Annotated in this window: 22 protein-coding genes, 1 tRNA gene and 1 pseudogene; 5 read left to right on the top strand and 19 right to left on the bottom strand. The window is 63.2% G+C overall.

What is annotated here, in order from left to right; translation table 11 throughout:
- The 4 genes from PBT88_RS15570 to PBT88_RS15555 form a co-directional block, all read right to left on the bottom strand.
- Positions 1–588: a DUF2059 domain-containing protein gene (locus PBT88_RS15570; RefSeq protein WP_270076230.1), complete on the bottom strand. Its 588-nt coding sequence runs from the start codon at positions 586–588 to the stop codon at positions 1–3.
- The gene (locus PBT88_RS15565; RefSeq protein ID WP_270076229.1) at positions 585–2,027 is read right to left on the bottom strand and encodes an NAD(P)-dependent oxidoreductase; all 1,443 of its coding nucleotides are present in this window, start codon (positions 2,025–2,027) and stop codon (positions 585–587) included. Before PBT88_RS15565 ends, PBT88_RS15570 begins: the two co-directional genes overlap by 4 nt.
- Before the next feature lie 175 nt (positions 2,028–2,202).
- Positions 2,203–3,009: an undecaprenyl-diphosphate phosphatase gene (locus PBT88_RS15560; protein ID WP_270076228.1), complete on the bottom strand. Its 807-nt coding sequence runs from the start codon at positions 3,007–3,009 to the stop codon at positions 2,203–2,205.
- 123 nt (positions 3,010–3,132) lie between these two features.
- Positions 3,133–4,068 (bottom strand): complex I NDUFA9 subunit family protein, encoded by a 936-nt coding sequence (locus tag PBT88_RS15555; RefSeq protein ID WP_270076227.1) that lies wholly within the window; start codon positions 4,066–4,068, stop codon positions 3,133–3,135.
- A gap of 142 nt (positions 4,069–4,210) precedes the next feature.
- On the opposite strand from PBT88_RS15555, the gene PBT88_RS15550 reads away from it, so the two are divergent.
- Both PBT88_RS15550 and PBT88_RS15545 read left to right on the top strand, forming a co-directional pair.
- Positions 4,211–4,296 (top strand) — tRNA-Leu (locus tag PBT88_RS15550).
- Between the two features lie 165 nt (positions 4,297–4,461).
- Positions 4,462–5,700, top strand: coding sequence for a tyrosine-type recombinase/integrase (locus PBT88_RS15545; protein WP_270076226.1), 1,239 nt, complete (start codon positions 4,462–4,464; stop codon positions 5,698–5,700).
- Between the two features lie 134 nt (positions 5,701–5,834).
- On the opposite strand, the gene PBT88_RS15540 is transcribed toward PBT88_RS15545, so the two are convergent.
- The 4 genes and pseudogenes from PBT88_RS15540 to PBT88_RS15525 form a co-directional block, all read right to left on the bottom strand.
- The gene (locus PBT88_RS15540) at positions 5,835–7,007 is read right to left on the bottom strand and encodes an alkene reductase (protein ID WP_270076225.1); all 1,173 of its coding nucleotides are present in this window, start codon (positions 7,005–7,007) and stop codon (positions 5,835–5,837) included.
- A 105-nt stretch (positions 7,008–7,112) separates the two neighbouring features.
- Complete coding sequence (locus tag PBT88_RS15535) at positions 7,113–7,268, bottom strand: DUF2256 domain-containing protein (RefSeq protein WP_270079288.1); 156 nt, start codon at positions 7,266–7,268, stop codon at positions 7,113–7,115.
- Positions 7,269–7,367: 99 nt separating this feature from the next.
- Complete coding sequence (locus PBT88_RS15530) at positions 7,368–8,561, bottom strand: AI-2E family transporter (protein WP_270076224.1); 1,194 nt, start codon at positions 8,559–8,561, stop codon at positions 7,368–7,370.
- 205 nt (positions 8,562–8,766) lie between these two features.
- A pseudogene (locus tag PBT88_RS15525) lies at positions 8,767–8,841 on the bottom strand (ATP-binding protein); the annotation flags it as partial.
- 200 nt (positions 8,842–9,041) lie between these two features.
- Here PBT88_RS15525 and PBT88_RS15520 point away from each other — a divergent pair.
- Positions 9,042–9,494: a GNAT family N-acetyltransferase gene (locus PBT88_RS15520; protein WP_270076223.1), complete on the top strand. Its 453-nt coding sequence runs from the start codon at positions 9,042–9,044 to the stop codon at positions 9,492–9,494.
- A 267-nt stretch (positions 9,495–9,761) separates the two neighbouring features.
- Here the strand turns inward: PBT88_RS15520 and PBT88_RS15515 are convergent, their stop codons facing one another.
- The 6 genes from PBT88_RS15515 to PBT88_RS15490 form a co-directional block, all read right to left on the bottom strand.
- Positions 9,762–9,947, bottom strand: coding sequence for a DUF3606 domain-containing protein (locus PBT88_RS15515; RefSeq protein WP_270076222.1), 186 nt, complete (start codon positions 9,945–9,947; stop codon positions 9,762–9,764).
- A 263-nt stretch (positions 9,948–10,210) separates the two neighbouring features.
- Positions 10,211–11,386 (bottom strand): zinc-dependent alcohol dehydrogenase, encoded by a 1,176-nt coding sequence (locus PBT88_RS15510; protein WP_270076221.1) that lies wholly within the window; start codon positions 11,384–11,386, stop codon positions 10,211–10,213.
- 58 nt (positions 11,387–11,444) lie between these two features.
- The gene (locus PBT88_RS15505) at positions 11,445–12,077 is read right to left on the bottom strand and encodes a DUF4142 domain-containing protein (protein WP_270076220.1); all 633 of its coding nucleotides are present in this window, start codon (positions 12,075–12,077) and stop codon (positions 11,445–11,447) included.
- A gap of 23 nt (positions 12,078–12,100) precedes the next feature.
- Positions 12,101–12,742 carry a hypothetical protein gene (locus tag PBT88_RS15500; RefSeq protein ID WP_270076219.1) on the bottom strand — a complete coding sequence of 214 codons (642 nt, stop codon included), beginning with the start codon at positions 12,740–12,742 and terminating at the stop codon, positions 12,101–12,103.
- Positions 12,743–12,765: 23 nt separating this feature from the next.
- Positions 12,766–13,068, bottom strand: a complete 303-nt coding sequence (locus tag PBT88_RS15495; RefSeq protein WP_270076218.1) for a hypothetical protein — start codon at positions 13,066–13,068, stop codon at positions 12,766–12,768.
- A 205-nt stretch (positions 13,069–13,273) separates the two neighbouring features.
- Positions 13,274–14,221 (bottom strand): manganese catalase family protein, encoded by a 948-nt coding sequence (locus PBT88_RS15490; protein WP_270076217.1) that lies wholly within the window; start codon positions 14,219–14,221, stop codon positions 13,274–13,276.
- Positions 14,222–14,544: 323 nt separating this feature from the next.
- On the opposite strand from PBT88_RS15490, the gene PBT88_RS15485 reads away from it, so the two are divergent.
- The gene (locus PBT88_RS15485) at positions 14,545–14,733 is read left to right on the top strand and encodes a hypothetical protein (RefSeq protein ID WP_270076216.1); all 189 of its coding nucleotides are present in this window, start codon (positions 14,545–14,547) and stop codon (positions 14,731–14,733) included.
- Between the two features lie 224 nt (positions 14,734–14,957).
- Here PBT88_RS15485 and PBT88_RS15480 read toward each other — a convergent pair whose 3' ends face one another.
- From PBT88_RS15480 to PBT88_RS15470, 3 genes are all read right to left on the bottom strand, one after another.
- Positions 14,958–15,452 carry a nucleoside deaminase gene (locus PBT88_RS15480; protein WP_270076215.1) on the bottom strand — a complete coding sequence of 165 codons (495 nt, stop codon included), beginning with the start codon at positions 15,450–15,452 and terminating at the stop codon, positions 14,958–14,960.
- Positions 15,452–15,880 carry a DUF2252 family protein gene (locus PBT88_RS15475; protein ID WP_270076214.1) on the bottom strand — a complete coding sequence of 143 codons (429 nt, stop codon included), beginning with the start codon at positions 15,878–15,880 and terminating at the stop codon, positions 15,452–15,454. Before PBT88_RS15475 ends, PBT88_RS15480 begins: the two co-directional genes overlap by 1 nt.
- A 376-nt stretch (positions 15,881–16,256) precedes the next feature.
- Complete coding sequence (locus PBT88_RS15470) at positions 16,257–17,018, bottom strand: MFS transporter (protein WP_270076213.1); 762 nt, start codon at positions 17,016–17,018, stop codon at positions 16,257–16,259.
- Positions 17,019–17,060: 42 nt separating this feature from the next.
- Here PBT88_RS15470 and PBT88_RS15465 point away from each other — a divergent pair, with 42 nt between their 5' ends.
- On the top strand, positions 17,061–18,275 hold the full coding sequence (locus tag PBT88_RS15465; RefSeq protein ID WP_270075978.1) for an IS701 family transposase: 1,215 nt from the start codon (positions 17,061–17,063) through the stop codon (positions 18,273–18,275).
- 299 nt (positions 18,276–18,574) lie between these two features.
- Here PBT88_RS15465 and PBT88_RS15460 read toward each other — a convergent pair whose 3' ends face one another.
- Together PBT88_RS15460 and PBT88_RS15455 are read right to left on the bottom strand one after the other, a co-directional pair.
- Entirely contained in the window at positions 18,575–19,612 is a 1,038-nt protein-coding gene (locus PBT88_RS15460; protein ID WP_407696467.1) for an arabinan endo-1,5-alpha-L-arabinosidase, read from the bottom strand.
- Positions 19,613–19,626: 14 nt separating this feature from the next.
- Positions 19,627–22,266, bottom strand: coding sequence for a TonB-dependent receptor (locus PBT88_RS15455; RefSeq protein ID WP_270076212.1), 2,640 nt, complete (start codon positions 22,264–22,266; stop codon positions 19,627–19,629).
- Positions 22,267–22,621 lie beyond the last annotated feature (355 nt).

Raw genomic sequence — 22,621 nt, 5'->3', positions numbered from 1 at the left:
CTAGTGGGCGGTGGGCGAGCGGAGCTTCGCCTGGTCTTCGGGGTGCTGCTGGATCCAGTCCGCAACGATCTTCTGGATGCGCGCCTGGAACGCGTCCTGCTGGGGGCGCATCGCCGTCATGATCAGGGGCATCATCTCGGCCAGCGTGTCGGGCATTACCTTGCGGAAGCGCACCATCGCCGGATCCTGCATCATCTGGCTGAGGTGCTGCAGGTCTGCCGCGGTGAAATGGCGTGCGTAGATGGCGGCCATCTGATCGATCAGCTGGGGGGTGAACATGGTGTCCATCGATCCCACGAAGTCCTGCATCGCGCCCGCAATCTGGCTTTGCAGCTCGGTCGGAAGCTGATGGTCGGCGAAGGATTGCTGGAGCTGCATCGTCACCGCCTGACCCATGCGCGGCCCGATCGCACGCATCTGCGCCTGGATGTCGGTGGCGCGCATCAGCGCGCGCGCCGCCGCCATCGTCGCCGCGTCGGGCGTGGCTGCCGCAGGCGCGGCGGGTGCTGGCGCGACATCCGCCCAGGCGGGCAAAGCAGCGGCGGCCAGTGCGCCGACCGCGCTGACGAGGAGCAGGCGCCGGATCACGCCGCCACCGTCTCGGCCGGCTTCGCGGCCTTCGCCTTGGCCTTGAGCCAGGCGTGCATCCGCTCGGAGACGTCGCGGCCATCGCGCACGCCCCACACCACCAGGCTGGCGCCGCGGACGATGTCGCCGGCGGCGAACACGCCGGGGAGCGAGGTCTGCATGGTCTTGTGGTCGACCCGCAGCGTCCCCCAGCGCGTCACCGACAGCTCCGGCGTGCCGAACATCTGCGGCAGGTCTTCCGGATCGAAGCCGAGCGCCTGGATGACGAGGTCGGCATCGAGCCGGAAATCGCTGCCCGGATCGGGTTCGGGCGCGCGGCGGCCGGAGGCGTCCGGCGCGCCGAGGCGCATCCGCGAGGCGCGCACGCCCTTCACGCGCTCTTCCGCGTCGAAAGCATCGGGGGCGGAGAGCCAGACGAACTCCACGCCCTCCTCCTCGGCATTGGCGACCTCGCGCTGCGAGCCGGGCATGTTGGCGCGATCGCGGCGATAGAGGCACTTCACCGACTTGGCGCCCTGGCGGATCGCGGTGCGCACGCAGTCCATCGCGGTATCGCCGCCGCCGACGACGACGACATGCTTGCCCTGCGCGTTGAGCGCGCCGCTCTCGAAGTCGGGCACCTGATCGCCGAAGCTCTTGCGGTTGGAGGCGATCAGATAGTCGAGCGCCTTGACCACGCCCGGCGAACCGACGCCCGGCGCCTTGATCGCGCGCGCCTTGTAGACGCCGGTGGCGACCAGCAGCGCATCGTGGCGCTGGCGCAGCTCCGCCATCGTCGCGTCGCGGCCGACCTCGAAGTTCAGGTGGAACTGGATGCCGCTGTCGCGCAGCCGCTCGAAGCGGCGGGTGACCACCTCCTTCTCCAGCTTGAAGCCGGGGATGCCATAGACCAGCAGGCCGCCGGCGCGATCGTGGCGATCATAGACATGCACGTCATAGCCGTGGCCGCGCAGATATTCGGCGGCGGTGAGGCCTGCGGGGCCGGCGCCGATGATGCCGACCGACTGCGCGGAGCGATCGCGCGCCGGCACGATCGGCTCGACCCAGCCTTCCTTCCACGCGGTATCGGTGATGAACTTCTCGATCGAACCGATGGTGACCGCGCCATGGCCCGAAAACTCGATGACGCAATTGCCTTCGCACAGCCGATCCTGCGGGCAGATGCGGCCGCAGATCTCGGGCATGGTCGAGGTCGCGGCGGAGAGCTCATAGGCTTCGCGCAGGCGACCCTCGGCGGTCAGCCGCAGCCAGTCCGGGATGTGATTGTGCAGCGGACAATGGGTCGAGCAATAGGGCACGCCGCATTGCGAACAGCGCCCGGCCTGCTCCTCTGCCTTGGCCGCCAGATAGGCCTGGGTGATTTCGGCGAAGTCCTCGGCGCGGATTTCGGGCGCGCGCTTCTCGGGATAGGCCTGGCCCGTCCCCACGAACTTCAACATCGGATTTTCAGCTGCCATCGCGCCCTCCACTCGGAAGACGCGAAAAGCATAGATTCAGGGGTGAGTCACGAAAGGATTCGGCGATAGGTCAGCATTGCTGACGTGGATATGTCGGAATTTTCGCTCGCTTCGTCCTGATCGACTGTCGATCGATCATGATAAGTCCGTTACGGTCCTATTTATTGATCAGCCAGATCAAGGCGGCGCTGCCGGCGATGATCCGATACCAGGCGAACGGGCCGAAGCCATGCTTGGTGACGATGCCGACGAACGCCTTCACGACCAGGATCGCGACGAGGAAGGAGACGATGAAGCCGATCGCGATCTCCGGCACGCCGACCGCGCCCGGCGTCGCCAGCGTGTGCCGGTTCTTGACCAGTTCCAGCGCCGTCGCGCCGATCATCGTGGGGATGGCGAGGAAGAAGCTGAACTCGGCCGCGGTGCGGCGCTCGACGCCCAGCGACAGCGCGCCCATGATCGTCGCGCCCGAGCGGCTGACGCCGGGCACCATTGCCAGGCACTGGAAGAAGCCGATGCCGATCGTGGTCTTCACCGGGATGTCGGCGACGCCGACGATGGTCTGGCGCTTGGCCAGCCGCTCGATGATCAGGATCGCGATGCCGCCGAGGATCAGGGTGACGCAGACCAGCTCCGGCTTGCTGAGCAGTGCCTCGATCTGCTTGTGCAGGGCGAGGCCGATCACCGCCGCCGGCAGGAAGGCGAGCAGGATGTTGCGCACGAACCGCCACGATGTCGGGCGCCGCTCCAGCAGCCCGCCCAGCACCGCCCAGAAGGTCCGCCAGTAGAGCACCACGATCGCCAGGATCGCGCCGAGCTGGATGACGATGTCGAACACCTGCCACTGGCTGTCGTCATAGCCGAGCAGCGCGCCGGCCAGGATCAGGTGGCCGGTGGAGGAGACCGGCAGAAATTCGGTGAGCCCCTCGACGATGCCGAGGAGAATGGGCTGGATGATCATCATGCGGGCCTGTCTCCCTTATCGCGGCGCACAAGGGAAGATGCCCGCCGGTTAATTCTTGCCCATGAACAAGCGGTGGATGCGGAAAGCGGGGGCGGGCGGGCGCCCGCCGCCGGCCTGCCGCGATCAGGAGGCCTTGCGCTCGGCGCCGAAGCGGCCCAGCCGCCGGTATCGCACCAGCCATGACGGCGCGACCGTGGCGATCGGCGTCGGCCGCACGCCGATCGTGGCGAGGTTGTCGGCGCCCGGCGTCACGACATTGTCCTGCTTCAGCATCCGCCACTGATCCTGGGTGATCGGCGCGCCGGGCAGGAAGCCGAAGCTGGCGATCAGGCCGGACAGCGCATCGGGCAGGGTGATGAAGCGCGGCGTCGCGCCGATCATCGCCGCCGTGCGCCGGATCAGGTCGGCCATGCTGATCACCTCCGGGCCGCCCAGTTCGAAGGTGCGGCCGCCGAAGCGCTCCGGCGACAACGCGGTCTCCGCGATCGCCTTGGCGACATCGGCGACATAGACGGGCTGGAACCGGGTGTCGGGGCTCATGATCGGCACCGCCGGGGCGGACTGGATCATGCCGGCGAAACGGTTCACGAAATCATCTTCGGCGCCGAAGATGATCGACGGGCGGACGATGGTGGCGGCGGGGAAGGCCTCGCGCACCGTCGCCTCGCCCTGGCCCTTGGTGCGGGCATAGGGGATGTCCGATGCCGCGTCGGCGCCGATCGCCGAGACGTGGACCAGCGCCTTCGCGCCCGCCGCGCGGGCCGCTTCGGCGACGTTGCGGGCGCCCTCGACCTGCACCGCCTCGAACTTGCCGGAGAGGATGCCGACGAGGTTCACCACGACATCGCTGCCCTGCACGGCGCGGGCGACGGTGGCGGGCTTGGTGACGTCCGCGGCGATGAACTGGGTCTGGCCGAGGCCGCCGAGCGGCTTCACGAAGAAGGCGCGCTTGGGATCGCGCTCCACGATCCGCACGCGCATGCCGCGTTGCAGCAGGGCCTGCGCGACATAGCGCCCCAGGAACCCGCCGCCGCCGAAGAGCGTCACCAGCTCAACCATCGTCGCACCATCCTCATCTGCGAAATCCGTCGGGTGTCGCTCTGCCTCCGCGGGGGCGGGAAAACAAGCGTTCAACAAAAAGAGTGGAAGAAGGCGTTGACAAGGGAGCGCACCCGCCGCTATCCGCCGCGGCCTACCCCGTGCCCAGATGGCGGAATGGTAGACGCACCAGCTTCAGGTGCTGGCGGTCGCAAGGCCGTGGAGGTTCGAGTCCTCTTCTGGGCACCATTTGTTCTTCCGGGGACGTCCGTGGACGTCCCGGAAATGGCTGATTTCAGCCGTTTCTTGTGCTATAACCGTCCGGTCAAATCCGGGCGGATACGGCACCAATCGGGAACAATGAGGGTATATCCGAGGGTATCCGTTCTCCGTCCTAGCAAGGACGATACCTCGATGAGCACGCTGTTCGCAACGACGGTCGCCAGCGCCAAGCCCAGGGATGCGGATTACAAACTTTCCGACGGCGGTGGCCTTTATCTCCTCGTTCGGCCGAATGGCGCCAAGCTGTGGCGCCTCAACTATCGCTATCTCGAAAAACACCGGACCCTGGCGTTCGGGGCATGGCCCGATGTCGGCCTCGCCGACGCGCGGACGCGCCGGGACGAGGCGCGCCGCCTGATCGCCTCGGGCGTGGACCCCTGCCACCAGCAGAAACTCGATGCCGCGCGAGCGAAGGTCGCGGAGGACGACACGTTCGAGCTCGTCGCCGAGGAATGGGTTGCGAAGAATGCCCGCGAAGGCATGGCCGAGATCACGCTCAGCAAGATCCGCTGGCTGCTCGCCAAGGCCTATCCCAGGATCGGCAACCGGCCCGTCGCCAAGATCACGGCGCAGGAGGTGCTCGCCGTGCTGCGCGCCGTCGAGGCAACCGGCCGCTACGAAAGCGCGCGGCGGATGCGCAGCGTGCTCAGCCGCGTCTTCCGCTACGCCATCGCCACCACCCGCGCCGAGCGGGATCCGGCACGTGACCTCAGGGGCGCGCTCACCGTGCCCAAGGCCAGGCATCTCGCGGCCATCACGACCTCGAAAGGGGCGGGCGATCTCATGCGCGCGATCGAGGCCTATACCGGCCACGCGGTCACGCTGTTCGCGCTGCGCCTGTCAGCCCATCTGTTCGTCCGCCCCGGTGAGCTTCGGCAGGCGGAGTGGAGCGAATTCGATTTCGATCGCTGCCTGTGGGACATCCCGGCCGAGAAGATGAAGATGCGCCGGCCGCACCGCGTCCCGCTCTCGCGTCAGGTCATGAAGCTGTTCGAGCAGCTTCACGACCTGACCGGCACCGGGCGATACTGCTTTCCGTCATTCCGGTCGCCCCGGCGCCCGATGTCGGAGAACACCGTCAACGCAGCCTTGCGGGTTCTCGGTTTCGGCCAGGATCAGATGTCGGCCCACGGCTTTCGCGCGATGGCCGCGACGCTGCTCAACGAATCGGGCAGGTTCAATCCCGATGCGATCGAGCGCCAGCTTGCGCATATGGAGAACAACGCCGTCCGCAGGGCCTATACGCGCGGCGAATATTGGAGCGAGCGTGTCGGCATGATGCAGCATTGGTCCGACGATCTCGATCGCCTGCGTGACGATGTTCGCCCGGGGAAGCCGAGTTTCGGCAGGCCGTATTCCGCCACAGCCTAGGTATCTATCTACAAACGATGGGAGACGATGGTGGCCTCCACCATCGTCTCCCATCGAACCCGCCGCACGATCATGGATTGAGATAAGCGCGAGCTTCTCTCCACATCCTTGATTGGAGTTGCCGGATGGAGGCTTCAGCCTGCCGGCGTGATGGGTCGCATCGGCGGCCAATCCGAATATCCGACCGACCCGCCACCATACCAATATTGCTTCGGCGCCTCGGCCAGCGGCGCCCCATGGCGAAGGCGCTCGATCAGGTCGGGGTTGGCGATGAACGGCCGGCCCATGCTGAACAGGTCCGCATCGCCCTTTTCCAGGACCTGTTCCGCCAGATCGAGCGTATATTGGTTATTGGCGATGTAGGCGCCCGAGAAGCGCCGGCGAAGCGCCGGGAAATCAACGTCGTCCGGAGCCTCGCGCGTCAGCTGCGTCACCCCCTCGATATCATGGATATAAAGAAGTCCGCGTGCGGACAGCGCATCGACATAGGTGCCGAACGTCTCCATGACCGCACTATCGAGCGGTGTCTCGCCCGGCATCGTCGTTGCCGGCGAAAGTCGGATCCCCACCCGGTTGGCGCCCCAGACGCTGACCACCGCGTCGACCACCTCCAGCGGAAAGCGCAGGCGGTTCTCGATGGAGCCACCATAGCGGTCGTCACGTTTGTTGGTGCTGTCGCGGACGAACTGTTCCAGCAGATAATTGTTGGCGGAATGGACCTCGACCCCGTCGAAGCCCGCCGCCTTGGCGTTGGCGGCCGCGCGGCGATAATCCTCGACGATCAGTGGAATCTCGTCGGTCTCCAGCGCACGCGGCGTGACATGGTCCTTCATGCCGTCCTTGGTGAAGGCCTGCCCGACCGGCTTTATCGCGGAAGGCGCGACCGGCAGCGCTCCGTCCTGCAGGTCCGGGTGCGAGATGCGGCCGGTGTGCCAGAGCTGGAGAAAGAAGCTGCCGCCGCGATCGTGGACGGCCTGGACGATTGGTTGCCATGCCTCGACCTGCTGGTCCGTCCAGATGCCGGGCGTCAGCGCATATCCGATCGCCTGCGGCGAGATATTGATCGCCTCGGTCACGATGAGGCCAGCGTCGGCGCGCTGGGCGTAATAGTCGGCAGCGTAGGGAGGCGGAACGCCAGCATCGTCGGAGCGGCTCCGGGTAAGCGGTGCCATGACGATGCGGTTCTTCAACGGCAGGTCGCCGATCGTGACAGGCTGCAGGACGGGGGAGGTGGAGCGGTCAGGCATGATCGAGAATCCCATGGCAAGGGTGGTGGATCCGGACGCTGAACAGACGAGCGGCCTCAATGGTCCGGCCCCCGATTATTCGTCTGTTGCCGGCGGGTTCCCATGCGCATCGGAACAGTACTCGCCTGTCTCGAAGCGCAACCGGCAGTTGGGCCGGCCCGGTCGTCATGGCTTGGGGGGATCTGCCTTTGCCGATGTCCGACATCGGTCCGAGCAGAATTTCACATTGTCCCAGTCCCGCTCCCACTTCTTGCGCCAGGCAAAGGGACGGCCGCAGACGACGCACGTTTTTGTCGGGAGGTGGGGCTTCTTATGGGCCATGCGATCCGAACGCATGAGCGGTCAGGGAAGCGGCGAACAGGCCATCGCCAGGTCGTCGGCGTGCCCGGCCTATCGCCGCATCACCCGATGGTAGGACAGTCAGGATCTAACGCTACCCTGCTCGATGCCGGCACCGGCCTCGGCCGAAACCCCGCGCGCCGGGTTGATCGGCCCTTTCTGCGAACCGATCCACTCGCGCCAGAGCAGCATCAGCCCGGCCATGATCGCCGGCCCCATGACGAGGCCGATCAGGCCCCAGGCCTCGACCCCACCAAGAATGCCGAGCAGCACCCACACGAAGGGCAGGCGCGTCGCTCCCTCGATCAGGACCGGGCGCACGAAATGATCGGCGATGAAGGTCACGGCGAAGCCCAGCACGACGATGACGATCGCGGCGACCGTGCTTCCCGATACCAGCAGGGCGATCCCGGCCGCACAGAAGGCAAGGGCCGCTCCGAAGGGGACCATCGCCAATATGGCGGTCAGCAGCCCGAATAATGTCGGATGGGGGACGCCTGCAACCGCATAGGCGATCCCCATCAGCACGCCTTCGCCAAGTCCCACGAAGACCAGCCCGTTGACCGTGCCCTGGACGGCGCGAATGAGCTGGCGCCCGACACTTTCGCCCGCGGGCCCGAATGCGCGATGGCTCCCGATGCGCAGGCCGTCGACGACATCGCCGACGTCGCGCAGCAGGAACAGCAGGGTCAGCAGCATGAACCCGATCAACACCAGGCGATGAACGGCCTCGCCGGCGATCTTTCGTCCCAGGCCCGCACCGCTGGCTTGCACGGCATGATGGGCGAGCCCGGCCAAGCCGCCGGGCTGGCCAAGCTCGTTCTGCCAGAGCGGCACCAGCTTCGTGCCGAACGGCAGGCTCGACAGGAAGGCGGGGGCGGGGATGCCATTCTGCTGGGTCTGCGACACCCATTGCATCACGGCATGGGTGTCGGCGACGAGCGGCACCACGACGATCAGCAACGGCACCACGAAGGCCAGCAGAATTCCGCAGACCAGCAGCGCCGGCACCGCGCCGCGGCGGTGCTGCGGCCATCGCGTCGACAGACGGACGTAGATCGGCCATAATGCGATCGCGAAAATCGCTGTCCAGCCGAGCGCCGGCAGGAAGTCCTTCAGCGTGATGATGCCGGCGATGAACAGGATCGCTGCGGCCAAGAGGCTCGCGCGGAGCTGCGCGCGCGACATCGCCAGCTTTCCACCCTGTCTATAGGTGCCGGGCTTGGCGATGGGCGCGTCATTCTCTTCCACGATATCGTCCTGCTGCTTTGCCATCGGCACGAGCCGATCAAGTTGCGGATCAGCCATGGCGACAAAGGCGCCACGGCTGAACGAGCGACCGGAACCGCCCACCCACGTGACGGTTCCGTTTCCGTAATGAGCATCGGGTTTTGCGATCGAGATGCCGGCTCCTTTACAACACCGCCGGCGCAACGCGTCGGGATCGCGAGACGGGACAGGCTGCATGCTCAAGGACATTCGCCGTCGCGACAACCGGGTCTCCAAAAACCGTTCCCCATTCCCCCACGCTGCGATTGGACGTGATCAGCATGGCTCACGCCGCAGGCCGTCAGCAAAGCGAAGGCCAGTAAGGACGACATTCCAGAGGCAACGTTATCCGCGATCCGACCGCGACCGCGTCGCAGCGGAGCATCGTCTGCGGTGAGCCAACCGGCGGGAGATGCGGGAGCGTCTGCCAACCAGGCAAAAGCTCGAACCAATGACGAGGAGGCAACCCGCTCCGAACGTCGGCCCATGCGGACCGCGCCCGAAGCGCCGCCGCCGGTTCCGAAGCTGACGATCAGGCAAGCGCGCGCGTCCGATGCGGAGGCGGTGGGGAGACTCCTGTCGACCGTCGGCTTCGAAGGGGACGCGTCTGGCGCGAGAAAGGCGATCGCCTCTGCGAATGCGCGAAAGGAGCCGATACTCGTCGCGGAGCGCGCCGACGTCATAGGTATCCTGGCCTGGACCGTCATCGCCGACGTCCTGGCGGGTGCCGTGGGTCGCATATCCGTCGTCGTTGTGGACGAGCATGACCGTCGCGATGGTGTCGGGAAGGCGCTTTACGAGGCGGTGGTCGAGGAGTTTGGTAAGCGCAAGGTCGGGCTCATCGAGGGCATGAGCGACATCGAGATAAGAAACGCCAACGGCTTCCTTCGCGCGCTGGGTTTGCGCCAGGTCAGTTACCGGTTCGTCGCAAGGATTTGAGCGGAGGCACTTCTCATTCGATCAAACACTCCCATATTCGACATGAGTTCAACAACGCGAAAGGAGGTGGTCGAATGTCTCATTGTCCTATGCCGCTCGACCGGCACATCAAGGGTAGCGACAGCTTCTTCGGAGCGTTCGGCGCCTGAGGTGCCTCTGACGGCAGGCTCGTTGGAGCGAGCCGCACGTCGTCTTTGAGCCGCATGTCGAGCGGCTGACAATGGAAGGGCCGCCCCTTCGGGAGCGGCCCTTTTTGTTATGTGGAATTCAAGCGGGCGCTTTGCCCAGTTCACGGGCGACTGCGTCCGCGCTCACTCCCGCCTTTCCGACGGCCGCCTCCAATTCCGCGCGGCTGACTTCGAACTTCTTGGTCCAATATTCGACCTCGTAATCCTCGTGGATGTTGATCCGCGAAGCGTCCTGCGGGCCGCGGTTCGTCTTGTCGTCTGCCATCGTCCGTCTCCTCTCCCGCTATGAACCACCGAGATTCCAGCGAGTTCATTCGCGGGGCCGTTGTCTGTCGTCCATGACGGGTCGCCGTTCTCCAGCTCGGCTTTCCGTGTAGACTTCCTTGAGGTCTTCGGGCGTCGACTTAATAATTCCTTTTCGTGGTGGAGCTTTCTACCCGCGTCGGTAGACCCGGAGGAACTGGCTGAGATGCCGCTTTACAGACTGCCTTGAAGCGAACCGCCAACCCGCCACCGAGGAGGATAAGGTCAGAGGCCCGGCCGCAATACGACCTTGATGACGCCGTCCTCCTTGTCGCGGAACTTGGCGTACATCTCCGTCGCGTCTTCGAGGCTTGCAGGGTGTGTCACGACGAAGCTCGGGTCGATGTCGCCGGCCTCGATGCGGGCGAGCAGCGGCTTGGTGTATGCTTGAACGTGGGTCTGGCCGGTCTTGATCGTCAGCCCCTTGTTCATCATCGCACCAAGCGGGATCTTGTCGCCCATGCCGACATAGACACCGGGGATCGACACTGTGCCCCCCATGCGGCAACTCATGATTGCCTGGCGCAGGACGTGGACCCGATCGGTCGCGAGCATGGTCGCCGCCTTGATCTTATCGATGATCGCGTCCGCTCCGCCGTGGCCGGAGGCCTCACAGCCGACGGCATCGATGCAGCTGTCGGGGCCGCGCCCCTTGGTGCGCGCCTGAAGCTCGTCATAGACATCGGTTTCGGCGAAATTGATCGTCTCGGCACCGCCCGCTACTGCCATGGCCAGCCGTTCAGGCACCTCGTCGATCGCGATGACCCGACCAGCGCCCAGCATTAGCGCCGAGCGGATAGCGAACTGGCCGACCGGACCACAGCCCCAAACAGCGACCGTATCGCCCGGTTCGATCTGCGCGTTCTCAGCGGCCATGTATCCGGTCGGGAAGATGTCCGACAGGAAAAGCGCCTGCTCGTCGGTGACGTTGTCCGGCACCTTGATGGGCCCGATATCGGCCATGGGCACGCGCAGATACTCCGCCTGACCGCCACAATAGCCACCCAGCATGTGGCTGAAGCCGAACAGTCCCGCAGGCGAGTGACCCATCGCCTTGATCGCCATCTCGGCATTGGGGTTGGTGCGTTCACACGCTGCAAACAGACCCTTCTGGCAGAACCAGCATTCACCGCAGCTAATCGTGAACGGGACGACGACGCGGTCCCCGATCCTGAGGTTGGTGACGTCGGATCCGAGCGCCACGACCTCGCCCATATTCTCATGACCGAGGATATCGCCGGCTTCCATCGTCGGCTGATAGCCATCGAGCAGATGAAGATCGGAGCCACAAATCGCGCATGCGGTCACCTTGATGATCGCGTCGCGCGGATGTTTGATCTCGGGATCGGCCACGGTGTCCACGCGAACATCGCCCTTGCCGTGCCAGCACAGTGCACGCATCGTTCAGTCTCCGATAATGTGCCGGCTCAGCCGACGTTCCGAGGTTTTGCGATCGCGTTCAGTTGGCGCTCATTGCGCCAGCCATCGCCTTCAGATGCTGGAGATGCATCTCAACGACCGGGACGGCCGTGGAGGCGACCTGTTTGAGCGCCGGATCGGTGCCGGTCTTCGCATAGCCCTTGTGCACCGACCAGGCCATCTGGTGGGCCTGAAGCTGCTGCTGGAGATACAGGTCGTCGAAGCTCGCGCGCGGCGCCTGCTTCAACAACTGGATCTTCGACATGTTCGCCGTGGACAAGATCGACGACGGCGGCGCAATCTTGCGGTCGGCGTTGTTGAGCGCCGCCATGAGCGACTTGCTGGTCTGCATATGGTCGGTGATCATCTGCTTGGCGAACGCCTTCACGTCCGCGCGCTTGCTGCGCATCTCGGCAAGCTTGCTCGACTGGATCTCGTAATTGTCGCCGTCGGCAGCGAGCTTCACATAGTCGGCTGCAGACGTGCTCGTCATCGGGGACGCGCCGACGTCTGCTGCAGTCATTGATCCCGTCATCGAGGTGGGATCCTGGGCGGAGACGGGGGCGGCAAAGGCGAGAAGCGCGAAGGCCGAAGCCAGAAGAATGGGTTGTTTCATACGTGATCCGATCCGGACAGTGTGTCGTACGCCACCGACGGACCCGCTCAGCTTCAAGCAAGCCCGTTGCGGTTTGATGTTCAGACGCGCGTGGTATCCCGCGCATAGAGCGCGCGTTCGCCCTGGACCTGCGATGCATCATAGGCGGGTGCCTCCGCATCGAAGCCGTTCCAGCCGGAGCTGCGATAGGCCTGGCCACGCGACGCCGCATCGACCGAGCCATTCTGGTCGAGAATTGCCTCGATCGCGGCACGGCGGTCTTCTGGCGCACGAACGCTCACCAGCGTCCCGCCGCGGCGAACCCCCTCGGAATAGACATGCGCGTCCTCGTCGCTGTGCCCGGCATTCTTGAGCGCGCCGACGATGCCGCCTGTCGCGGCACCTCCGACAGCACCGATGCCGGCACCAGCTGCCGTGGCAGCAAGCCAGCCTGCGGCAACGATCGGGCCGAGGCCCGGGATGGCGAGAAGGCCGAGGCCGGCGAGCAGCCCGCCAGCACCGCCGAGCACCGCACCAGTCGATGTGCCCCGGGTTACGTCGCCATGGTCGTTGACGCCGTCGCGGGTGTCGACCCCATCATTGGCGCGCTCCGCGTGGGTGCCATCGGCATTGTTGGCGATGACGCTGATATCGTCGTGCGCCGTCCCGGCTGTCTCCAGCGAGCGGACGGCAGAAGTGGCGTCGGTATAGCTGTCGAACAGCCGCGTGATTGTCTGGGTCATAACTGTCTCTCTAAAAGGGCTGTTCAGCGCGTCATGACGTCGCCATTGTAATCGAGCGCGACAGTGACGGGTTTTCCGTTTTTCATCGCCTTGCCCTGCCAGACTCCATTCTCGTCTTTGGCGAGCTTGTCGACCTTGCTATACCCGGCCTTGGCGATACGGCTCTGCGCCTGGGATTGCGTGAAGGAGTTACGCCCCTGCACCGCGTTGCTCGTTGCTCGGGGTGACGGATCAGTCACCGCCGGATTGTGAGGGCTGGCCATCTGCGCGGACGCGACCGTGGGAAGCGCAGTCACCATGGCAACTGCAATCAAAATACGCTGCATAATCCGCTCCATTTTATATTCTAAGTGTACGACGCATGTAATCATGCCAATCGTGTTTAAACATTAGTCAATCGCCGATGTTTAGTGCTCGATTACGGACATTATATGATGTCTTCCGGCCCTTATGGCCGGGGACCTTGCGCGTGATTGGCAGTTCTGATGGTAGCCTGAACGGACCCGGCCGGCTTGCGCCGGCCGGGCTTCGTCAGAGGTCTTCCGCCATTTTGATCGCTTCGCCAATATCCTTCGCGGCGCCCATATCTTCGCCCGAGATCAACCCGGCACCGGGACCTGCGCCCAGATCAACGCCGGTTTCAGGATCGGTCGAACGATCAGATGCGGTGCGAAGAGCGAGCTTCGTCGCGACGGCCTCATCGGCGGCCGAGAGTTTCACGGACGCTGTTCCGTCACCATCGTCGATCGGCATCGTCTTTTCGAGATCGTCGATCCGATCCCACTGCGCGCCGCTATTCCACGGCCCCTCGACATCACCCTCGCCCTGCGAGGAGTTGACGTAAAGGTTGGCATAGGCCGCGATCCCGGGGAGCTTGCCGCTCGGAAAATTGTCCTCGATCGCGTAGAGCGCTTTCTCGAACGACTTCTGATGCGCGATCTCACGCGTCATCAGAAAGCCAAGCGCCTCCTTGACGCCGGGATCATCAGTGATATTGATCAGCCGCTCGTAGACGACCTTGGCGCGGCTCTCCGCAGCGATGTTCGATCGCAGATCGCAGGTCGGGTCACCCCGGCTATCGATATAGGCCGCGGTCCAAGGGACACCGGCGGAATCGGTCAGCGATGGACCGCCGCCAAACAGCAGCGCTTCCTTGGCGCTCGAGCTGCTCGCGCCGATCATGTTGTAAAGTTCGGCCTCTTCGAGCGCACCCTCGGCGAGCTGTGCCTTCACGCCCTTGTTGAGCATGGCGACGATCGAACCGATCACCTCGAGGTGGCTCAACTCCTCGGTCGCGATGTCCAGCAGGAGGTCTTTGCGACCAGGATCGATCTCGCCGAGCCCCTGCGTGAAATAGCGCATCGCTGCCGCAAGTTCGCCATCCGCGCCGCCGAATTGCTCGAGCATCATGCAGGCGAGACGCGGGTTCGGCTCGGCGACCCGCACAGTATATTGCAGGCGCTTGTTGTGCATGAACATGCATGTTTCCTTGTTTTAGGATTATGCGTTCAGCGAATGCGGCGACGATACGTTCCTATTGCGAACGAAGAATCAGAAATTAAGTTCGGATTTATCGCAAAAAGTGCATTTAATGATCTACATTAGTACCAACGCTAACAAATTTCCATATTCTATGTACTGTGGAGAAGTGTCGTTCGGCGCAGGCAAATCCATAAAAGCTCGAAATAGTACCTATCTCGAGCGGCATTCGTGTGACCGGACGCTCGGATCGACAAAGCGCCAGTCCAAGAAAGCCGTCGAAAGACGATCCCCTTCGATACCCATTTGTTGGAGCGATTAACATGTCCGAAGTCCCAAAGCAGGATGATCCTCATAAGATCGAAAAGATGACGGGCTCCAAGGAAGGTGGAACGGACATGCCGCCAAACAATGAAGACGGCGCGGGAGAGGGTGGTGAGGATGAGGGGGGCGTAGTTACCGAAGGTAACGAGGAAGGCGTGCACGAAGATCAAAAACCCGCAAAAAATTGATACGGCGTCCTTTTCCCGGCGTGTGATCGCCGGGCCGATGATCTCGGCCCGGTACGCCTGGTCTCGGCCGGTGATGTTAGGTCGCAAAGGGCGGCGATCGGTCCGGCGTAAAACCGATCGGCTTATCGGCGGCATCCTTTCGGTGACTCAGGCATTGTGCAGTGCAGTATCGATCTGCGGTGGTCATTCGACTTCATGACGCGCCGATAGCGAGGCTTCACTTGCTACAGATTCCCCTGATCGTCGGCAGGTACTTCGTCGTTAGGACCATAATAGAGCCTGGCGCATTCACTGCGCAGGCAGCCGCCTTCTATCTCAAGGTCGTCACGATAGGCGGACCGCACGAAGCCGAGCGTGTCAACGTGGTGAGCCTCGAAATACATCCGATGAACGTCTTCACGCTCGGCCCCGTAGACGACGCGCCCGACTTTCGACCAGACCGAGGCCATGGTGCACATGCCACAGGGTTGGAGCGTCGAGTAGAGCGTTGCTCCGCGCAATTCCATGTCGCCATGGGCAGCGCCGGCCTTGCGGATCGCCATCATCTCCGCATGTGCCGTCGCATCGTTCAGCGGCTCGGTCTGGTTTCGCTCCGCGGCGAATACCTTCCCATCGAGTATGATGACGCAGCCGATTGGGGACTTCGCGGGGTCCGATCCATCCTGGGTGGCCGTCTGGATGGCGAGCCGCATCCACTTCTCGTCGAGATGCGCGCCCATCAAGCGTGCTCCGTGCCGAGAGCGAAGCGCCGACAATGTTCGAGATACTCCGTCTCGTGCGCGCCCGCGAGATCGATGATGCTCCGCCAGAGCCAGGATGGCGCATCGAGGTCGCCCTCCTGTCCCGACACCAGTTGTTGCCGCCAGGTCAGGCGCTGGTCCGGTGTCAGCTGGCGCGCGTGGGCGATCCCGACAACGTAGGCAAGGTAGGTCGCCGCCTCGATCGCTTCCTTCCGGGAGAACTGGTCGACCTCGATCTTGAGGTCTTGTGGGGCAAGCTCGCGGAGCACGACGGGCCTTCCAAGCAGCTTCGCCGCAATCATCCGCTCACCAAGATTGGGCGAGAGCGCACAGGCGCCCGCCACGACGCGCTCCGCCGGATCTTCCGGCATCACGGTCTTCTTTCCGACGTCTCGTCGCGCGGCCATGAGTTCGGAGACCAGACGATTGCGATCTTCCGGTGCGAGGCGTGACCGCTCCAGCCGTCACCATGACCTAGGGCTAAGGTCCTTTCTTCTTCGGGGAGGAGGAATGCGTCGCCCGGACGCGCCCTGACCCTGTAGGTATCAATCCCGGCGTTACGATGCTGGCGTGACGGATAATGCCCGCTGAAAAACTGCCGCTGACGGTAGAGCCTAGCATGGCGGTACCAGCCCACCACCGTCCGCGATCATGTGCCTCCGCTCGGCGCGGTCCAGACGATATCGACATCGTCCAGAAAGCCCACGTTCGTATCCGCACCGAGGCGTTCGAGCACGATCTGGCGGTCGCTTCCGCCCTTATCCTCGCGGCCTATGAATATTATCACCGTGGTGCGCTCGCTTCGGCCGACCGGGCCTTCACCCCGAACCGGCGATAGAGCCATGGCATCGACAGCATGAAGCCGAGCTCCGACATCTGCCCTATCGCAAGCGTTCCACCGACATTGGCAATGCCGGTCGCACCGATGAAAGGTGATGCATAGGCATAATACATGGCGAGCGGGATCGAGATGAGTGTCGCGCAGACGATGAAGATGCAGAACGATCGTTGCCGCAACAGCGCAAACGCCTCGACACAGAAGATCTCCCGAGCCAGGCTACCGCTGCGCGGCGCATCGGCGGCGACGTCGGGCAGCGTGCAGCTGTAAAGGCCAAGTACCAGCGACGCGATCGCGGCAATGGTGAAGACCTGCGGGCTGGCTGAGAGTCCCGCCCGGCCGATGCCGAGTCCTGCGACAATCCAGCCGATCGTGCCGAACGCGCGGACCAGTGGAAAACGATCGACGCGTCCGCCAAAGCTCTTCAGCGCGATCGTGTTGGCGAGCCCTACGGTCGGCATGTACAGGATCATATAGCCGAGCAGGAGCCAGACGAAGCTGCCGCCGGCGGCAGGGGTTATCAGACGCGGCAATGCCAACAGGATCGCTGCGCCGACGAGATGTAGCACGACGAGGAGCATGCGCGGGTTGAGGTAGCGTGCTGCCGCCATGCCGAGCAGGAGTGAGCCGGCGATCGACGCGATCGGGCCGACCGAGAAGGCGTTTCCGATTTGCGCGCCCAGACCGCGGGTTTGTAGCACTAGCATTACAGTTGCATATCAAGCGGAACTCTGAATCAATAGGTCTCCATGGTAAGGAGGCCGTGGATGACGGGTGCATCGATAGAAGCGACACTGGAGTTGTGGGCGTCCTCGCTGCGGGACGTGAAGAGCCGTATGCGCGGGTTGTTCACGCAGGAGCGCGTTGCGGCGTCTGCGAACCTGTTTCTGGACGGCTTGCTGAGTGACGAGCGCCGCAAGACGGGTTGGATGCGCGCCGAGGCTGCAGGGGATCCGGGGCCTTGGCGGCAACAGGCTATTTTGGGCCGCGGGCGATGGGAGGCAGACGAGCTTCGCGACATCGTACGAGACTATGTTGTTGAGAGCCTTGCGACCGACGAGGCAGTCCTGGTCATCGACGAGACCGGTTTCCTCAAGCAAGGCAAGGCTTCCTGTGGCGTTGCGCGTCAATATACCGGATCGGCTGGCAAGATCACGAACTGCCAGATCGGTGTATTCGTGGCCTATGTATCGGCTCGCGGGCACGCGTTTATCGATCGCGCTTTGTATCTTCCAAAGAGCTGGACGGGTGATCCCGCACGACTTGCCGCAACCCATGTCCCTGAAGCGTTAGCCTTCGCCACCAAGCCGGCTTTGGCTGTTCAGATGATACAGCGGGCTTTGGCGGCCAAGGTCCCATTTTCATGGGTCGCGGCGGACGCCGTATATGGGGTCGGTGACGTCGAGCAGGCCCTGCGTCGAGCCTGCAAGGGCTACGTTCTCGGCGTGAAGTCGGATCACTATTTTGGCTCTTGGGGCGACAAGCCCCCGGTCGCAGGCAAGGCGGAGGAGATCGCACAAGACCTCGATGCAGACGCATGGAAACGCCTGTCCGCTGGTGAGGGCACAAAGGGCGCCCGTCTTCATGACTGGGCATATTGCGAGCTCGCCGATCTCGATGCCGATGAATATGACGAGACGAAATCAGGCGTGTGGACCCGGGGCCTGCTGATCCGCCGTAACATCAGCGACGGTGACCTGGCCTACTTCACGACCTGGTGCCCGGCCGGCACCAACATCCAGACACTCGTCGCTGTCGAAGGCCGTCGTTGGGCGATTGAAGATAGCTTCGAGACCACCAAAAACGAACTCGGCCTCGATCATAACGAAAGCCGTTCGTGGCATGGCTGGCATCGCCACGTCTCTCTGGTCATGCTCGCCTTCGCCATGATGGCGGTGATCCGATACCGCGCCAATGCCGTGACGCCCCCAAAAAGATCGAGGACGCGGACCGTCAGGATCTGATCCGCTGGTCGATCCAGGAAGTTCGGCGGATCGCCAACAAGCTCGCTCAGCGCCGCATACGGCCCGCGTACATCATCGCCTGGTCATGCTGGCGACGCGCGCACCAAGCCGCTGCCAGACGAGCTCATCTCAAAACTAGAATGCAACTGTAATGCTAGAGGAGGTCAGATCAATAACGGCGCTGCTATCAGATCCTTGGCGGACTGAGGGCCATGAGGAAGGGACGATCATTGCCCGCGGTGGCATCGTCGACTTCCGACATGCGGCATTATAATCGCGGGCGCTCGATCGCCCGCGGATCAGAGCGCTGCGCGTGGCCAGCCATCGGCGGTCCAGCTGATCTGCGAGATGCGCAGCGTCGGAGCGCCATCGTGCTCCTTATCGTAGGCGTGATAGACGATGTAATCCTTGCCGCCGTCCGAAAGATAGGCGGAATGGCCGGGACCGCGGAAGCGCTGCTTTTCCTGCAGGTCGGCCTTCAGGATGACGGTCCCTTGGCCATCGAGCATGCGACTGCCATCTTCGCCCAGATAAGGCCCGCGAATATCCTTCGAGCGGCCGACCACGGTATAATAAGTGCTGTTCACGCCCTTGCAGCAATAGTCGTAGGAGGCGAGCAAATAATACCAGCCACCATGGCTGAACAAATAGGGCGCTTCGATCGGCGCGGCCGCGCCGGCCGGGGCCAGCCGCTTGGCCAGCGAGATCGGCCTCTCGTTCGGATCGAGCAGTTTCCCGGTTTTCGGATTCAGCGCGAACAGCTTGATCCCGCTCCAGAAACTGCCGAGCGACAGCCAGTGCTTGCCGTCGCGATCGATGAAGTGATTGGGATCGATCGCATTGAAGTCGCTTTGCGCGGTCGACATCACGACCAGCCCTTGGTCGGTCCAGTGATAATCGGAGGACTGGGGATCGAGCGTCGGGCTGGTAAACAGCCCGATCGCCGAGCGATTGCTGCCGAAGGTCGAAAGCGCATAATAGAGATAATATTGACCGTTGAAAAAATGGACGTCGGGCGCCCAATATTCCTCGGTGCCGGGGATCGCCTTCGCGCCCCAGTCCGGGATGCCCGCGAACAGGCCGCCCTGCGCGGTCCAGTGGATCAGATCAGTCGATGTACGCGACAGAATATGGCGGCCGGTCGCCTTGTCGGTGCCGGTGCCGTAGACGTAGAATTTATCGCCCTGCTTGATCATGACGGGATCATGGGTGGGCACAAGATCGCCGACCATCGCTGCATTGATCGAAGCATTGGCCGACGAGGGCGGGGCCGGTGCTGCCGCCATCCCGAAGACGGCGAAGGAGGCGGCGAGGGCGGACCTGGTGAAACGACGCATCGAACGGCTCCCGATCAGAATTTAAAGCGCGCGCCGAACTCGAAGGTTCGGTCGTACATGCGGGTGTCGCGCGGGGTGTTGGAGGCAAGGCCGGTGGTCTGGCTCACACCGACGAAGCGATCATGATAAGTGCGATCAAGCAGGTTGGTGGCATCGAAGGTCAGGGTCAGCCATGGGATCGGCGAGTAGCTGCCGGAAAAATCCAGTTGCTGAACCGGGCTCACCCGGATCGTGCCGCCCTGTGAGCCGCCGGAGGTGTAGCTGTCGATGAAATTCGAGCGCCAATTATAGGCAAGCCGGGCCGAAATGCCGTATTTCTCGTAGATCAGAATCGCGTTGTAGGAATATTTGGAGACGTTGACGAGCCGCTCCTGCGCACCGGTATTGGGATCGGCCGTTGTGCCGATCAGGAAGGTGCCGTTGATCTGGGCACCCAAGCCGGAGAGTGCCCCGGGAAGGAAATCGAAGAATTGCTGATAGGCGGCTTCCGCGCCGTAGAGCTTGCCGTCGCCGGTGTTGCGGGGGCGGCTGACCAGATAGGTAGCGGGATCCCCGTTGCCGTCGACGCCATAGACCTCCGGAGCAGAGTAGGTCTGAATATAGCCCTTCAGCTTATGATAGAAGCCGGCGACGGTGACCGATGAGGTCCGGTTGAAATAATATTCCAGCGACGCATCGAAGGCTTGCGACTTGATCGGGGTGAGCATCGGATTGCCGCCACCGCCGGTGCCGTAATAGCTGTCGCCACCGGTCGCGCCGTTCGGGGTGTAAGTCACCAGCGGATTGAGCGCGGAGAATTCCGGGCGCGTGATCGTCTTGCCATAAGCGAGCCGTGCCTGGAGCTTATCGGTCAGCTTGGCGCGCAGGGTCGCGCTGGGCAGCCAGTCTAGATAATTCTCACGGGCGTTCACCCCGTCGCCGTTGAGTTGCTCGACCGTATTGACGACGCGGACACCCGCGATGCCATCGATCGGGATCGAGCCAGCATCGAGATGATAACCAACCTGTGCGTAGGCCGCATAGGTCTTCTCCTTATCGAAGAAAGCCAGGGTCGGATCGAACGCACGTGCGCCGGTGTAGCCGAATATCTGGCGGATCGTGTCGGTGTTATCGAGCAGGAAATCAGTGTCGCTGAGCGCGAACTGATCAATGCCTAGCTTGCCGTCGACGAGGCCGCCGGGTGACAACGAAGCGAGGCCCGGAATGCTGGTCAATTGCGTGCCATCGGGATCGGGATTGGCCTGGCCGATCGAGGCGGTGGCCTGCGAGTTCGCCTTGCGATTGGTGTAGCGGGCGCCAAGCTTGAAGTTCTGCAGGAAGCCGCCTTCGAAATCATGCTGCAGATCGGCGCGATAGGCATATTGCTTACTGGTCGCGAGGCTGTGATTGTCGAACAGCGTGCGGATGTAGAAGTTGGACGGATCAGTGATGTCCACGCCGCTGATCGCCACGTTGGGTGTGCCGTTATTGTCGAAATCATAGGTGACGGACGGTGCGTTGAACGAGGTATCGAGAATAGCGTTGCGATCGACGATCTTGCTGTAATTATAGACGAACTCGCCGGTCAGCGTGGTTTGGTCATCAATGTGCCACTTGCCGCCGAGGTCACCCTGATATGTCTGCGTCTTGTTTTGATAAGCCTGCTTGCTGGTCAGCGTATAATCGTTGAGCGTCGTCGCGCCCTGCGCAAGCGACGGGCTGTCGGACCGCGGGGTGATGGAGACGACATTGCCGGCCTTCGGTAGACCGATGAAGAAATTGACGCCGTAGCGCTCCTTATATTGGGTGTAGGTACCGTCGGCGTAGAATTCTAGCTTGTCGGAAGGGCGCCACTGGGCGGACGCGTTGAGGCCGATCCGGCGGCGATTGCCATCCGTGTATGTGCCGCCAACGGTATCGGGCGTCGCGACCGGCGTGCCGCTCGCATCGAAATCGAAGGCAACCTGATCCTCATATCTGCGCTTGTTGTAAGACGCGCCGATCAACAGTCCGAGTTCGCCGATGCCGGTGTCCCACCGGTCCGAGACCAGGCCGCCGCCGAGATAGCTCCACTTCTTCGCCTGATCCGAATAGACGGCGCGGCCGTCGCCGGCGATCGTGAAGCCCTTGAAATCGAATGGGCGATGCAGGCGAATGTCGATCACGCCGGCAACGCCGCCCTCGATGATGTCCGGCGTGCTGGTCTTGTAGACATCGACGCCGGCGAGCAACTCGGCCGGAATGTCCTGCAGCGCGACGCCGCGGCCGGTGCCGGTAAAGGCCTCGCGGCCGTTGAGCAGCGTCGCGGCGTTGGGCAGGCCGCGGATGTCGACGCCGGTGGTCTCGCCATTGCCACGGATCACCTGCACGCCGGTGACACGCTGGAGTGCGTCGGCCACGGTATTGTCCGGCAACTTGCCGATATCCTCGGCCACGATCGAGTCGACGATCTGCGGCGCGTTGCGCTTGATCGACTGTGCGCTCGACAGGCTGGCGCGGACGCCGGTGACGATGATTTCCTGGCTCGCAGCACCCGGATCGACGGTGGCGGCGGAGGCGGCTGTGCCAGAACCGTCGGTCTGAATGGACTGATCCTGCGCAAAGGCGGGCCCGACGATCATGCCGAGCGCGAGTGCCGAACATGCGGACAACAGCGTATGACGAACGGAAGCCATTCCATCCCCTCCCTATAATTCGCACCGCTATCTGCGGCATCGATGTGATTTACTCAGACAATTCCTATCGAACCCGGATGGTGCTGGCAAGAGCTTTGCCAAGCAGCATCTTGGGATGGAGAAATAAGCGTATAATCAATGTGAGAAGCCGGGTCGGATTCGCCTGGGATCCTCCGGTTTCCAGCTGAACGGCAAGCTGTCGCGTCGACCGAGTAGTCCGGGTCGGCTCGCATGACCGGACAGTCTGCGTGAACGCAGTATTATGGAACGGATGACGTGGCTGATGCTATTTCAAAGCGAATCAGTTCTTCTTTGAAATGATTGCTGCGCTGCAGCGAGGTCGACGGCGCGTCTG

It is taken from the genome of Sphingomonas abietis (assembly GCF_027625475.1).
Taxonomy (GTDB): Bacteria; Pseudomonadota; Alphaproteobacteria; order Sphingomonadales; family Sphingomonadaceae; genus Solisphingomonas; species Solisphingomonas abietis.
This window is presented reverse-complemented; position numbering and strand designations above follow the sequence as displayed.